The 13,762-nt window shown below is 54.2% G+C and carries 15 protein-coding genes and 1 pseudogene; 8 read left to right on the top strand and 8 right to left on the bottom strand.

Annotated features, from left to right (window positions below; genetic code table 11):
* Positions 1 to 506, bottom strand: a pseudogene (locus tag NQU42_RS07230) (hypothetical protein); the annotation flags it as partial.
* A gap of 177 nt (positions 507 to 683) precedes the next feature.
* Between NQU42_RS07230 and NQU42_RS07225 the strand changes: the two are divergent.
* Complete coding sequence (locus NQU42_RS07225) at positions 684 to 1,091, top strand: DUF1699 family protein (protein ID WP_296610242.1); 408 nt, start codon at positions 684 to 686, stop codon at positions 1,089 to 1,091.
* Here NQU42_RS07225 and NQU42_RS07220 read toward each other — a convergent pair.
* Positions 1,063 to 1,986, bottom strand: a complete 924-nt coding sequence (locus NQU42_RS07220; protein ID WP_296610241.1) for an NOG1 family protein — start codon at positions 1,984 to 1,986, stop codon at positions 1,063 to 1,065. The genes NQU42_RS07225 and NQU42_RS07220 overlap by 29 nt on opposite strands.
* A gap of 89 nt (positions 1,987 to 2,075) precedes the next feature.
* Here NQU42_RS07220 and NQU42_RS07215 point away from each other — a divergent pair, with 89 nt between their 5' ends.
* From NQU42_RS07215 to NQU42_RS07200, 4 genes are all read left to right on the top strand, one after another.
* Positions 2,076 to 2,333: a Gar1/Naf1 family protein gene (locus tag NQU42_RS07215; RefSeq protein WP_296610239.1), complete on the top strand. Its 258-nt coding sequence runs from the start codon at positions 2,076 to 2,078 to the stop codon at positions 2,331 to 2,333.
* Positions 2,321 to 3,334, top strand: a complete 1,014-nt coding sequence (locus NQU42_RS07210; RefSeq protein WP_296610238.1) for a transcription initiation factor IIB — start codon at positions 2,321 to 2,323, stop codon at positions 3,332 to 3,334. Before NQU42_RS07215 ends, NQU42_RS07210 begins: the two co-directional genes overlap by 13 nt.
* 260 nt (positions 3,335 to 3,594) lie before the next feature.
* Positions 3,595 to 4,899 (top strand): phenylacetate--CoA ligase, encoded by a 1,305-nt coding sequence (locus NQU42_RS07205; protein WP_296610237.1) that lies wholly within the window; start codon positions 3,595 to 3,597, stop codon positions 4,897 to 4,899.
* Between the two features lie 13 nt (positions 4,900 to 4,912).
* Positions 4,913 to 5,347: an ACT domain-containing protein gene (locus NQU42_RS07200; RefSeq protein WP_296610235.1), complete on the top strand. Its 435-nt coding sequence runs from the start codon at positions 4,913 to 4,915 to the stop codon at positions 5,345 to 5,347.
* A 245-nt stretch (positions 5,348 to 5,592) separates the two neighbouring features.
* Here the strand turns inward: NQU42_RS07200 and NQU42_RS07195 are convergent, their stop codons facing one another.
* Together NQU42_RS07195 and NQU42_RS07190 are read right to left on the bottom strand one after the other, a co-directional pair.
* The gene (locus NQU42_RS07195) at positions 5,593 to 6,564 is read right to left on the bottom strand and encodes a replication factor C small subunit (RefSeq protein WP_366070272.1); all 972 of its coding nucleotides are present in this window, start codon (positions 6,562 to 6,564) and stop codon (positions 5,593 to 5,595) included.
* A 190-nt stretch (positions 6,565 to 6,754) separates the two neighbouring features.
* Positions 6,755 to 7,354 carry an acetate uptake transporter gene (locus NQU42_RS07190; protein ID WP_296610232.1) on the bottom strand — a complete coding sequence of 200 codons (600 nt, stop codon included), beginning with the start codon at positions 7,352 to 7,354 and terminating at the stop codon, positions 6,755 to 6,757.
* A gap of 366 nt (positions 7,355 to 7,720) precedes the next feature.
* Between NQU42_RS07190 and afpA the strand changes: the two genes are divergently transcribed.
* Positions 7,721 to 8,290 (top strand): archaeoflavoprotein AfpA, encoded by a 570-nt coding sequence (gene afpA / locus NQU42_RS07185; protein WP_296610230.1) that lies wholly within the window; start codon positions 7,721 to 7,723, stop codon positions 8,288 to 8,290.
* A gap of 1 nt (position 8,291) precedes the next feature.
* Here the strand turns inward: afpA and NQU42_RS07180 are convergent, their stop codons facing one another.
* The 3 genes from NQU42_RS07180 to purD form a co-directional block, all read right to left on the bottom strand.
* On the bottom strand, positions 8,292 to 8,711 hold the full coding sequence (locus tag NQU42_RS07180) for a hypothetical protein (RefSeq protein ID WP_296610228.1): 420 nt from the start codon (positions 8,709 to 8,711) through the stop codon (positions 8,292 to 8,294).
* Positions 8,712 to 8,844: 133 nt separating this feature from the next.
* Entirely contained in the window at positions 8,845 to 9,819 is a 975-nt protein-coding gene (locus NQU42_RS07175) for a bifunctional N(6)-L-threonylcarbamoyladenine synthase/serine/threonine protein kinase (RefSeq protein ID WP_366070270.1), read from the bottom strand.
* Between the two features lie 109 nt (positions 9,820 to 9,928).
* Positions 9,929 to 11,335: a phosphoribosylamine--glycine ligase gene (purD, locus tag NQU42_RS07170; protein WP_296610247.1), complete on the bottom strand. Its 1,407-nt coding sequence runs from the start codon at positions 11,333 to 11,335 to the stop codon at positions 9,929 to 9,931.
* Between the two features lie 132 nt (positions 11,336 to 11,467).
* Between purD and glnA the strand changes: the two genes are divergently transcribed.
* The gene (gene glnA, locus NQU42_RS07165; RefSeq protein WP_366070267.1) at positions 11,468 to 12,805 is read left to right on the top strand and encodes a type I glutamate--ammonia ligase; all 1,338 of its coding nucleotides are present in this window, start codon (positions 11,468 to 11,470) and stop codon (positions 12,803 to 12,805) included.
* A 31-nt stretch (positions 12,806 to 12,836) separates the two neighbouring features.
* Here glnA and NQU42_RS07160 read toward each other — a convergent pair whose 3' ends face one another.
* The gene (locus NQU42_RS07160) at positions 12,837 to 13,211 is read right to left on the bottom strand and encodes an arsenate reductase ArsC (protein ID WP_296610224.1); all 375 of its coding nucleotides are present in this window, start codon (positions 13,209 to 13,211) and stop codon (positions 12,837 to 12,839) included.
* 131 nt (positions 13,212 to 13,342) lie between these two features.
* On the opposite strand from NQU42_RS07160, the gene NQU42_RS07155 reads away from it, so the two are divergent.
* A partial coding sequence (locus tag NQU42_RS07155) for an acylphosphatase (RefSeq protein ID WP_296610222.1) occupies positions 13,343 to 13,762 on the top strand: 420 nt, incomplete at its 3' end.

The raw sequence follows: 13,762 nt of genomic DNA, 5'->3' as shown, positions 1-13,762 counted from the left end.
TTGTCATTCACGACCACTATTTTATTTGCAGATGGATGAAGCCTGCGCATGAGATCGATGGTGTCCTCAATGCTCACATTCAGGAGAACCCCTGTGAATCCACTGACATTGCTCAGCATTTCGGGCCTGAAGTCCTTCACACCGCAGAAGACCACAGGAACTCCTGGAAAGATCTCGTCCCTGTTCTTCAGGAGAAACCTGAACGCGTCATCATCTGAGGATATGATGACATCGAATTCTCTTTCACCGTATCTCTCAGAGTACAGCCTCTTCAGATACTCCATTCTGGATTCATTCAGAAGCACCTTTTTTGTGTCCATGTACTCCACCGTGAGGTTCGCATCAGGAGCGTCGATCGCCAGCCTGAGGCGCACACCGCTGATTACATCATCAGTCCAGGACATCCCTGGATTGTAGGAGGCCAGTAGAAGCACCTCTTTTGCAGGTGCATTCCCTGCTGTTGTGATCAGTATCAGAAGAACGGCAAACAGGAGATTTACCCTCATGGAAAGACACCTGCAGATACTACTGAAAAGAGAGTATTAAGTCTTTTCCAGGTGGAGCGATCCGATTCTGACTCTAATGCTTTCGTTTTTGCTCAAGAAAAGCAATATTGCTTCGATCACCAAATTTATATCCAGGAATGGTTCATGAGATTGCAAATGCAACCCGGGTGAGCCGCATTGAGGATAAGAGTGGTAAGCTCCAAGAGCGAGATAGAACGGCTGAACAGAGAGGAGCTATTCGTGCACCTCGCATTCAGGGCATCGAACGCGGACATCTTCAGACTTCTCCAGAGATGCCCTCAGCTCAAGGCGATACAGGTGCCAGCATCTTACTATCGGACGCTATCACAGGCTGGCAAGATGTTTCTGCAGATCCACGGGATCTCCCTGATAGAGGGCGACGTGTGGGGCCACAGGAAGGATCTGAGCGAGTATCTGGTAATAGATGAGCAGGATCTCCAAAGAATATCAGAGCTCATGAGCTCGGGTATGAGCCCTGAGGATATCGCAGAGAGCCTCTCAGAGGATCTCAAGGTCTCACCCGGACTGGTGAGGTTTATAGGCGAGACCTGTCGCCCATCATAGCCAGACAGATATCGATCGTCTCCGGCACACCGTCTCCAGTGAGCGTTGATATCCTTATGCCATCTGGAGGCTTATGCTCAGATGGTATATCCGACTTGTTGTATGCCACGACGACGGGCAGCTCCAGCCAGCTCCGTATCTCCTCCAGCAGCCTGAGCTGGTCATCGAGCGGGTATCCGCAGTGGCCCGTGGGATCTATGAGGAAGAGCACGACGCCTCTGAGATGCCGCATGGCAGCGATCGCCTGCCTCTCGATCTCATTCCTCTCCGATAGCGGCCTGTCGAGAAGCCCTGGTGTATCCACGATCTGATATTTTTGATCCTTTCTGGTGATGTGGCCGACGATCAGGCCCTGAGTTGTGAATGGATAGCTGGCGATCTCCGGCCTGGCCCTGGTGACCATGGCGAGAAAGCTGGACTTCCCGACATTCGGATAGCCTGCGATTATGATCGTGGGAAGGGAGGGGTCTATGCCTGGAATCTCCCTCAGACGCGCTGCCGCCTCGTTCAGAAAGACGAGATCTTCATCGATCGATCTGAGAACAGATGCCATTCTCCCCAAAGCGGATCTCATCTCCTCAGCGCCCCTGGGGCTCCGCATGTAGTCTCTTGATATCCTGCGTATCTGCTTTGAGGCCCAGCCCACCCTGGAGAGCGATATGCGCAGACGATCCACGCCAACCACCGCATCCACGAGATCATAGTAGAACTCAGGCAGTTTCTCAAACGTTGGAAACCTCTTGACGATCGATGACAGAGAGGTGGTCAGAACCCCGCCAGCTGTGCCGACGAATGCCGCATCATTCCCTGCGGCTTTGACAGCCTTCGAGCCGCGCCTGAAGGCCCTGTCGATGAGCTCCTGTGCATCCGGAACCGTAGACAATCTTTCGAACATTCCTGGTGGCAGGAGGTTAACCTAATGAGATAAATGGTTTTCGAAAGCTTTATATACCAGTGATGTTCTATTCTTGCTGAGGTGAACTATTGAAGAGGCTGGGAACAGCGCTCCATGTGGTTCAGAATAAACTTATTGTTCGCAGGGATGCAGCCGATCCTCCAAAGATCGGATCTGTGGTTGTTGACCGGAAGAGCACAAAGATCGGTAAGGTCTCGGATATCTTCGGTCCTCTGGAGAGGCCGTATGTTATCGTCAGACCCGCCAGAGGAGTCGACGCGACGGTTCACGTCGGAAGCATGCTCTATGTGGAATCTCCCAGGAGAGATGGTAAGTGGAAGAGATAGAGAGAATTAGAGAGATAGAGCGCACAGAGCAGGAGAAGATAAAAGAGCGCATCAAGCTCCAGCGCGAGAAGGAGAAGGAGGAGGAGCTTGATAAGTATACTGTAGAGTGTCCCGAGTGTGGAAGTCGTGCTCTGGTCAGGGACTATGAGAGAGCGGAGCTTGTATGCTCTGACTGCGGCCTGGTCATAGACGAGAACTTCATCGATCAGGGTCCTGAGTGGAGGGCATTCGATCACGATCAGAGGATGAAGAGATCAAGGGTCGGCGCCCCGATGACCTACACGATCCATGACAAGGGTCTCTCCACTATGATCGACTGGAGGAACAGGGACTCATACGGGAAGACGATCTCCTCGAAGAACCGCGCGCAGCTCTACCGCCTGAGGAAGTGGCAGAGGCGCATAAGGGTCAGCAACGCAACGGAGCGCAACCTAGCATTCGCTCTGTCAGAACTTGACCGGATGGCGTCCGCCCTCGGCCTCTCCAGAAACGTCAGAGAGACAGCGGCTGTGATCTACAGGAGAGCTGTCGAGAAGAACCTGATCCGCGGCAGAAGCATAGAGGGCGTCGCAGCTGCTGCGCTCTATGCAGCATGCAGGCAGTGCAACGTGCCGAGAACGCTCGATGAGATCGCCGAGGTCTCCAGGGTGAGCAGGAAGGAGATCGGGAGGACCTACAGGTTTGTATCGCGCGAGCTATCTCTAAAGCTCATGCCAACGAGCCCTATCGATTACATACCCAGATTCTGCTCCGGGCTCAATCTCAAGGGCGATGTCCAGGCAAAGGGCATAGAGATCCTGAGACAGGCCGCGGAGAAGGAGCTCACATCAGGACGCGGCCCGACCGGTGTCGCGGCGGCAGCCATCTACATTGCCTCGATCCTCTGCAACGACAGAAGGACTCAGAGGGAGGTGGCCGACGTCGCTGGCGTGACAGAGGTCACCATAAGAAACAGGTACAAGGAGCTCGCAGAGGAGCTGAACATAGAGATCATTCTATGAGCGGGTAGCAGAGACCCTGGCTTTCAGGTCGGGCAATCGTACCCGATAATAAAACATTTGTTTTCATATGTAGCCGATAACTCTATGCCATGCAAGCCTGTCGCTGGTAAAACTCATTCATTCGGCGAGGGCGCAGAACAGGACCAATGCCTCCCTGGAAGAGCTATCAGATGGATAAAGAGAAACGAAGATCGCGAATTTTCAGGCCCATCGATTCTTTTTTATCATAGATGCGCATAACAGCACGCGGGTAGATACCGATGTCTGGATACTGGGATCCGCATATGGAGCGCATGCCTATTGAGGATCTTAAGGCGCTCCAGCTTGACCGTCTGAAGGCCATAACAAGGTATGTATACGATCATTCGTCTTTTTACAGACAGCGCTTCGCTGAGGCAGGCGTCACGCCTGATGATATCAGAGAGCTGGATGACCTAACGAAGCTCCCGTTCACAAGAAAGGTCGATCTTAGAAACACATACCCAACAGGAATGTTCTGCCTTCCGAAGAACTGGGTCGTGAGATATCACGTATCCAGCGGCACAACCGGAAAGCCGACTGTGGTGGGATACACTAAGGGCGACATCGAGACCTGGACGGAGTCGCTCGCGAGAGCCCTTACATCCATAGGTCTTGGCAGAAACGATGTCATCCAGGTCGGCTACGGCTACGGTCTATTCACAGGCGGCCTCGGGCTTCATTACGGGGCGGAGAGGATCGGTGCCGCAGTGCTGCCAACAAGCACCGGCAACACGGAGCGCCAGATAGAGCTGATGCAGGACCTCGAGAGCACAGCGATAGCATGCACCCCCTCATACTTCCTCCACATGGCAGAGGTCGCGGAGAGGATGGGTGTGTCGATAAGAGATGACACAAAGCTGAAAGCAGGCGTCTTCGGCGCAGAGCCGTGGTCCTTGGAGACCAGGCGGAGGATAGAGGATACAACTGGCATCAAGGCCTACGATATATACGGGACGAGCGAGATAAGCGGTCCGCTCTTCACAGAGTGCCAGCACCAGAACGGCATTCATGTATGGGCAGATATGTTTCTCATAGAGATAATCGATCCGAAGACGGGGGAGCAGCTGGAGGATGGGGAGAGAGGGGAGCTAGTTGTGACTACCCTGAACAAGTGGGCGATGCCCCTCATAAGATACAGGATCGGGGATCTCACAATCATGGAATCTGAGCCGTGTGAATGCGGTCGCACCCATCCAAGGATAATGAGGATTCTCGGCAGGACAGATGACATGCTTGTAATCCGCGGCATTAACGTCTTCCCCAGCCAGATCGAGTCTGTTCTGATGAACATACCCGAGGTGGGGCCGCACTACCAGATAATAGTCAGCAGAGAGGGCGCGCTTGACGTGATGAAGGTCAGGGTAGAGCTAACGGACAGGGGGTTCAGCGACCGGATAGGGGATCTGATGGCGTTGAACCGGCGGATCTCCAAGGAGCTGAAGAACGTGCTCAACATATCAGCAGAGGTTGAGCTCGTGGAGCCGGGCGTCATACCGCGCTCTGAGGGAAAGGCAAAAAGGGTCATAGATACCCGTAAGGTGTAAGGGAGTGGTTTTGATGAGCGAGATAAAGCAGATATCACTTTTTGTGGAGAACAGGCCTGGGAGGATGGCCAAGGTCTCGAAGACGCTATCAGATGCTGGCGTCAACATAAGAGCGATGACCATCGCAGAGGCCGGCGATTTTGGTGTTATAAGAATGGTTGTTGATGACCCGCAGAAGGGTTATGATGTTCTGCGCAACTCTGGCTTCACCGTCTCGATGACCGATGTTCTTGCGGTTGAGATGCGTGATACGCCCGGCGGGCTCTACGAGATAGTCAGCGCTCTGGGGGAAAACAACATCAACATCGATTACGCTTATGCATTTGTCACCGCGAAATCGGAGAAGGCGATGCTAATAATGCGCGTCGATGATATAGAGGCTGCAAGAAGAACCCTGAGCTCAAGGGGCGTCAAGATAGCAACACCAGAGGAGATACAGAAGATCTGAATAGCGGCATTTCAGGGGTGGCAAACAGAATCAGGGGCACAGAATCAGTAATGCCATGTCTGGGCACGACCTGTGCAGCAATGGAATCGCCTGGAGTGCAGGGGCAGAGGATGCTTCAATCCTCCGGCCGGAGTGGCTGACCGATCTGTCGGGCCGCCTCTCACTCCCGGGTTCGTTCTGTGGGGATCGCCTGGCGCGACGTAAACAATCAAGAGTGCGAAGTGATGCCCGGAGCCTCCTAAGGATCAGGTGGCTGTCGATTTTGACAGCCCTGTGAGGGCCATGTAGGCTATCAGCGCCTCGAGCTGTATCCTCTCGTTCGCCCCCTCTGTGATCCTGAAGTCGATCTCCCCGATCCTGTTGATCATCCTGGCCTTATCAGCATCAGGCACATCCAGATCGAGCATCTCGCGGTGGATCTGGACCACCACATCCTGGCCCGAGAGGCCCTGGACGAGGAGCAGATCATCGAGCTCGCTTCTCGCGCCTGCAAAATCCCCGGATATCGCAAGCTTGATCAGATTTCTGATCTGCTCCGGCCTCGCCATGGATGTTATCTGGTAGACCGTGTTCATGTCCACCTTATCGCTTATCAGGGCCGCGGCCTGGAGCGCGTTTATCGCCTTCCGCATGTCTCCCCTCGCGACATAGTTTATGGCCTCGATGCCATCTTCAGTTACCTCCACGCCCTCCTGCTCCGCGATGTACCTGATCCTCTTCTCGATGGCCTCCGGAGTCAGCGCCCTGAATCGGTAGACGGCGCACCTCGACTGTATCGGCTCTATGATCTTCGAGGAGTAGTTGCAGGAGAGTATGAACCTGCAGGTCGCGCTGTACCTCTCCATGGTTCTCCTTAGCGCGGACTGGGCATCGCTCGTGAGCGCGTCTGCCTCATCCAGGAATATCACCTTGAACTCAGCCCCTCCCAGAGGAGCCATTCGGGCGAAGTCCTTGACCTTTGTGCGTACGACATCTATGCCGCGCTCGTCAGATGCGTTGAGCTCGATGAAGTTATCCCTCCAGTTCTCGCCGAATATCTCGCGCACTATGCTGATCGCAGCCGCTGTCTTTCCGACACCCGGTGGCCCTGAGAAGAGGAGATGGGGCAGGTTCCTTGTTGCCACATACGACTTGAGTCGCCTGACTATCTCTGGCTGGCCCACAATCTCATCCAGGCTTGTGGGCCTGTACTTCTCAATCCATATCTCCTCTTTGATCGGGACCCCTCCAAGAACAGATTCCCCAGATCGATATATCAAGATTCCCTCGCTGTGTGCGTGCAGCGTGGTGGGATTCATACATCGACCGTTAAACAATCGTGACGTCATCTACGGCCAGAAGGCCGGAGTTTGCGCACTGCTGCTCTCTTATTAATCAGGATACAACAAAAAAATATGGACAGAGCGATCACTTCACCTGTCCTAGCGGGAGTATGACCCTTCCATGTGCCTCGTTCAGAACCTGAGCCAGGGCTGTGTATATCGCAGAGAGGCCGCAGATGATTCCCTCATAGCCAGCCAGGGTCCCTATTGAAGCGCTGCCTGTTGCATCTCTGGCCGCGAGGAGGAAGAACAGGATCGCCAGCGAGAGGAAGACGAACTGCAGGGCCCTGTTCGCTCTCAGCGTCCCGAAGAACATGACTGCAGTGAACAATCCCCACATGAAGAGGTATGCTGTCATCGCGGGAAGAGATGCCTTCTCTCCGAGGTTCATGCCAGGCATGAGTATCAGACCGACCAGAGTGAGCCAGAAGAGGCCATAAGAGGTGAACGCTGTGGTTCCGAAGGTGTTCCCCTTCTTCCACTCCATGATTCCGGCTATTATCTGTGCTACGCCTCCATAGAAGATACCCATCGCCAGTATCATCGCGCTGAGCTCGAAGTAACCCGCGTTGTGCAGGTTCAGGAGCACTGTCGTCATGCCGAAGCCCATGAGCCCGAGGGGGGCCGGATTCGCAGTGGTGTCGAGCACCTTGATAGTGGAGTCCAGCGCCTTATTCGTCGCCAAGTATAAATCCCTCCTTTACCTGTGACCTGTGGCGGAATCGTAATATTAATTTGTTACTCTAAAGATATAAATTAAAAATAATGCGGTTTGTCTGTTTTCTGGCATGTTTAAATACAAAAATGATCAAATAGAACGAAAAATTATTTCAAATACTCCATTTCAGGGGTGAACATCGCGATGTTCGGCGCTGGCACAAGCGGCTGGACGGCATAGCTTATGGGTGGCGGGCCCAAATCGCTGAATGGCATTTAAGGGATTTGCGATCATGGCATGACATCAAGAATCCTGAAGGTCACATGCTTTAGATCTCAATGCGATTCAGATGTTATCGAAAATTTTATGCAGATTCTGAACATCTTAGATATCATGCCTGACAGGAAACCAAAGGTTGCGTGGGGAATAACCGGAAGTGGTGACAGGCTTCCAGAGATCGTGGACATGATGAAGAATGTCCAGGAGATCTACAGGGATGCTGTGGATATAAGGGTATACATATCGAGGGCAGGAGACCAGGTGATCAAATACTACAAGCTCTTCAACGATCTGGAGGCCAGCTTCGACAAGATCTGGGTGGAGGCGAATGCTAACGCCCCCTTCCTGGCCGGACAGCTGCAGCTGGGAAAGTTTGTTTTCCTCATCATAGCACCTGCGACATCAAACACCGTCGCAAAGATATCCCTGCGACTGGCGGATACGCTTCTGACCAATGCGGCGATAATGGCACAGAAGGCCTACGTGCCGCTCTACATAATGCCATCAGACTACGAGGAGGGAGTTACCACCACGAAGCTGCCTGACGGAAGGGATCTGAAGCTCAGGATCCGGCGTGAGGACGTGGAGCATGTGAAACGCCTGGAGGCGATGGAGGGGACGTTTGTTCTGAGAAGGGTCGATGAGATCCCCTCGGTCTTCGAGAAGCACTTCGGCAAGCCGTGAGTCAGCTATGCCATATAGAGGCGAGAAGACCTGCAGCCAGCGCGATGAGCATCTCCCCACTCCCGAAACCTGGTGTCCTCACCTTTTTTGCAGCCTCTGTCTCTTCGTGGTTGACATTCCTGAATGATCCTGTAGGGCTCGCCATTATGCCCTCTATCACATCTAAGACTACAAGATCTCTATCTCCGCCAGCGTAGATGTTGATGACCTGGAGATCTATACGCTTCACCCCGTAGTACACAAAGTGCTCTCCAATTCCGAGCACAGATGATGCTACCGGAGACTCGCTGCTGTAAAGCGTGAGCCACACCTTACCTGCCTGCGGATCCACATCCTCCACCACAAGCGTCAGGTTCCCTGCGAACTGAAGCGCTTCTCCGGTGGTCAGCATGACGGTCACACCGCATGATCCAGGATGCATGCAGGCACACAAAATTATCGTAACAGGTATTGTTTTTAATAGTGATCTCATACCAGCCCTCCATATCCGCTCGTGAAGAGATTTAAGGAGATCGAATAAACCTCCTGCAGAGATCCCTCTTGGATTGCGGATCTCAGGCCCATCTCACCTCAACCTCATCTGTCCTGTAATTTGGCCTCACGCCGGAGCTCTCAAGCGGCGTGCTCACACCGCTCTTCAGCATCACCAGACCGGTATATGCTATCATCGATCCGTTATCGCCCATGAAGCGTCTCTCAGGGAGATAAAATCTCGCACCGCGCTCCTCACACATCAGCCTCAGCATCTCTCCCAGTCGCTTGTTCGCACCAACGCCGCCGACAAGCATCGCCTCCTCCTTTTCTGCATGGGCCATAGCGCGCTCGGTCACCTCAACGAGCATCGCGAACGCGGTCTCCTGGAGGCTGTAGCACACATCGGCCAGATCGTATCTCCTGGCGGCCTCTGTTGCAGCGGTCGCAAGCCCTGAGAAGGAGAAGTCCATCCCCTTGACGGTATAGGGAAGCGGCACATAGCCCTTTGCCTTTCTGGCAAGCTCCTCTATCCGCGGCCCTCCCGGATGTGGAAGACCGACTGATCGCGCGAACTTGTCCAGCATGTTGCCTACACTGATGTCCAGAGTCTCGCCGAAGATCCTGTAGCGACCGCGACGTAGGGCGAGGACCTGGGAGTTGCCGCCGCTCACGTAGAGCACTGCAGGATCCTTGGCGCCGGTCTTCCATTTTCCAATCTCGATGTGGGCTATGCAGTGGTTCACGCCGACGAGGGGAACCCTGAGCTTGAGGGAGAGAACCCTGGCCGCGGTCGCGACAGTCCTCAGGCACGGCCCGAGCCCGGGTCCCTGCGAGAAGGCGACCCCATCTATCTTTATCCCGAGATCTCTGGCGCTCCGGAGCACCCCTCTCAGCAGCGGGCCGATGTGCTCCGAGTGGTGCTGCGCCGCCTCTCTCGGATGTATGCCACCCCTCGCGGGCGTGTATGTTGCAGCCCTCTCTATGATCACATCATCCTCGTTCACGATCGCTGCACTCAGATTCCAGGCAGTGCCCTCAATACCAAGGACGTACATGGCAGACTCCGTTCTCCATATCATGGAATATCTGAATGATGTTCATTCCCTCTGTAGCGGCAAAGCCTCCTGCGTTTCTACGAGCCGAAAGCCTCTGAGTTCATTAATATCATACGTAATCGAGACCAATATCCCTGCGGTACCGCATCCCGTTGAACCTTATCCTCTTTATGTTGTCGTATGCCTTCAATCTCGCCTCTGAGAGCGATGATCCCCTTGCGACCAGCGTCAGGACCCTTCCACCTGTGGTGTAGATCTTTCCGGAATCCCCAAACGCAGTGCCGTTATGGTACACCAGGACATCCGTATCGACCTTGTCGAGGCCTCTTATCGGGATGTTGGTGTAATGAGCTCCTGGATAACCCGGCCGCTCCTCAGATCCGCTGGAGAGCGGCTTGACAACACGCCCGCTCACGGCACACACGCCGAGATGGTACTCCGGGCTCCACTCGAGCTCGATCTCGTTGAGCCTCTGGTCTAGAAGTGCATTTGACAGCTCGTACATGTCTGTCCTGAGCCTGGGGAGTATCACCTCTGCCTCAGGGTCCCCCAGGCGGACGTTGATCTCCAGGACGTACGGCTCCCTCTCACCATCACGCTCCACGATCATCAGGCCGAAGTAAATGAAGCCCTTGTACCTGAGACCCATATCGTAGACCCTGCGCATCGTCGGCCTGGCTATCCTGGACATGATCTTCTCTGTGAGAGCATCATCCAGCCATGGATGGGGGGAGAAGCCGCCCATTCCGCCTGTGTTCGGGTTGTTCTCTAGGTTCGGATTCCCTGAGAGCCTGTTGAAGAGCCTTATCGCTGTTATCTCATCTGGCGCAAAGGCCTGTTTGTAGTCCATCGCCGACTCAAGCGGAAGTATGGTCTTGCCATCCGCTATGGCGAAGAACATCAGCTCCCTTCCCTCAAGCCTCCTCTCGATCTCGATCTTGCTGCCCGCATCCCCGAAGATCCTGGGATCGACCATGATCCTCTCCACGGTGGAGAGGGCCTCATCCCTGGAGGAGCATACCACAGATCCCTTGCCTGCCGCGAGGCCGTCCGCCTTTACTACGAGGTTCTCTGTGGGGTGGGCATCGTAAAACTGATTGACGAACTCCTTCGCCTCATCAGGGTCATCGAAGTTCCTGTAGGGCGGCACAGGCACACCGATCTCGCTCAGGAGATCCTTCGTCCAGCATTTGGATCCCTCCAGCACGGCAGCGCGCCTCTCCGGGCCCACAATATTCAGCCCGCGCTCCTCAAATGCATCAACTATGCCCGCTGAGAGATAGCCTTCCGGGCCCACGAACGTGAGATCGATCCTGTTCCTCTCTGCGAATGATAACATCTCATCGATGCCTTTGATCTGTGAGCCATCTGCCTGGGAGCATTTCTGCAACAGGCTGCTTCCGGCATTTCCCGGAGCCACGAATACCCTCTCAACAGAGGGACTCCTCGCGAAGGCGTGAGCTATCGCGTTGCCCCTTCCCCCCGCATCGACAACAAGAATCCTTGCGCCAGCCATCTGCACCCAACTCGGTCGTGAATGGCGTACAGATAATATTTATAAGCCATCCCCCAATCATGCCACAGATCAGGCGACTCTGAGCGCCGCTGGCACAATCATTGGCATCTTCACGCTCAGAAATGGCGCCAGATGGTGGTGTTGTATTTGCAGACCCAGGAGAGGCTGTTGGAGATAATACGCGACAGGAATGTCGAGTTCATAAGACTGCAGTTCACCGATATCCAGGGTATAGTAAAGAATGTTGCGATCCCTGTCACCCAGCTCGGAAAGGCTTTCAAGACCGGGATATCTTTCGATGGATCCTCGATCGAGGGCTTCGCGAGGATCCAGGAATCCGATATGGTATTGAAGCCGGATCTGGACACCTTCTGCATACTGCCCTGGAGATCCACGGGCGGGGCAAATGAGGCAAGGCTCATATGTGATGTTTACACCTCAAAAGGGGTGCCATTCGAGGGGGACCCCAGGTACGTTCTGAAGAGAAATCTGGATGCAGCTGCGAAGATGGGCTACACGATGAACGTAGGTCCGGAGCTGGAGTTCTTCCTCTTCGAGAGGGAGAACGGTTCCGGCACAAGACCCCATGATTTCGGCGGATATTTCGATCTCGGCCCTGTGGATCTTGCAGAGGATGTCAAGAGGGAGATCGTGCGCGTGCTCATAGAGATGGGGTTCACTGTAGAGGCGGCACATCATGAGGTTGCACGAGGCCAGCATGAGATCGACTTCGTTTATGATGATGCCCTCCGCAACGCTGACAAGGTCGTCACCTTCAAGTACGTAACAAAGACGATCGCGCTGAAGAACAACCTGCGCGCGACGTTCATGCCCAAGCCGATATACGGCGAGGCAGGATCTGGAATGCATGTCAACATCTCTCTCTTCAGGAAGGGAGAGAACGCGTTCTTCGATCCCGAGAGGCCATACAACCTCAGCGACCTCGGGCGGTACTTCGTGGGAGGGCTGCTCGAGCATGTTCCTGCCGTAACCGCGGTCGCAAACCCGCTGATAAACTCCTACAAGCGTCTCGTCTCCGGATTTGAGGCCCCAGTCTACATCAGCTGGTCCGGGCCGAACAGATCATCTCTCATAAGAGTCCCTGCAGCCCGTGGTCTATCGACACGCATAGAGTTCAGGTCTCCCGATCCATCATGCAATCCGTATCTGGCATTTGCAGCGATACTTGCGGCCGGTCTGGATGGGATACGCAGAGGCATAGATCCGGGAGAGCCTATGGATGTCAACCTGTACGAGCTATCAGATGATGAGCTGGAGAGGCTCGGTGTCAGAATGCTCCCATCCAACCTGCATGAGGCGCTTGTCGCCCTCGAGGAGGATAAAGTAATTAGAGAGGCCCTGGGCGAGCACGTCGTCAACAACCTCCTCAGGCTCGGAGAACTCGAGTGGAGGAGCTACAACACATACGTCCATCAGTGGGAGATCGATCGGTACATCAACATAATCTGAGCCTTGGTCCAGCCCGTAGATCTACAGCTTCTCAGAAGGTCTCCTCGATCCATCTTTTTATATCATCACGCACGCGCCTGAAAGCATCTATCCCACCACCTGCGGGATCCGGAAAGGCTCTGTGCATGTGGACTCCGGGGATGAATGGACATGAATCCGCGGCATCGCAGAGTGTTATGATTGTATCAAAGTGTATATCCCCGAGACTCTCAAGCCCTTTCGATCGCTGCTCTGATATATCGATGCCGATCTCGGCCATCGCTCTAACAGCATCCGGATCCACCTGTGTGGGCTCGATGCCCGCGCTGTACGCCTCGTACGTATCCCCTTTGAGCGCCCTGAGGAGCGCCTCTGCCATCTGGGATCTCGCGGAGTTGTGGACGCATAAGAACAGAACCTTCTTCATGAGGGCATCTGTGTAGATCCTGCTATAAAACCCATATTCTGCAGCAAACTAGCTCGTCGGTACGTGGTGTGATTGGTGTTTACATCGATACCTCCAACGTATTTATAGATTAAGAGAAGATCTGGCTGTGTATGCGCAGAGCTGTTGTGATCGCCTCTGGAGATGTGCAGCGTGTCGGATACAGGGACGCTGTCCTCAAAGCAGCCCGTGACCTTGGCATCTCAGGGTATGTTAAGAACATCGAGCCGTATGATGTCGAGATAGTGGCAGAGGGCGAAGAGGATGATCTGGAGAGGTTCATCGAGGCCGTACGGATCCAGAGGTACCCGATCAATGTGAGATCTCTCTCCGTGAGATGGGAGGAAGCAACCGGAGAGTTCCCATACTTCAGGATAATACGCGCGGAATGGACCGAGGAGCTCTTCGAGAGGATCGATGTCGCAGTGGCACTGCTTCACAGAAGCATCACGCTCAGCGAGGAGAGTGTCGCAATCGGGAGGGAGATGCTGAAGAAGCAGGACATGATGCTCCAGAAACAGGATCAGATGCTT

Source organism: Methanothrix sp. (genome assembly GCF_024518575.1).
GTDB lineage: Archaea > Halobacteriota > Methanosarcinia > Methanotrichales > Methanotrichaceae > Methanothrix_B.
The sequence above is the reverse complement of the archived record's forward strand: the minus strand, read 5'-3'. Positions and strand labels throughout refer to the sequence as shown.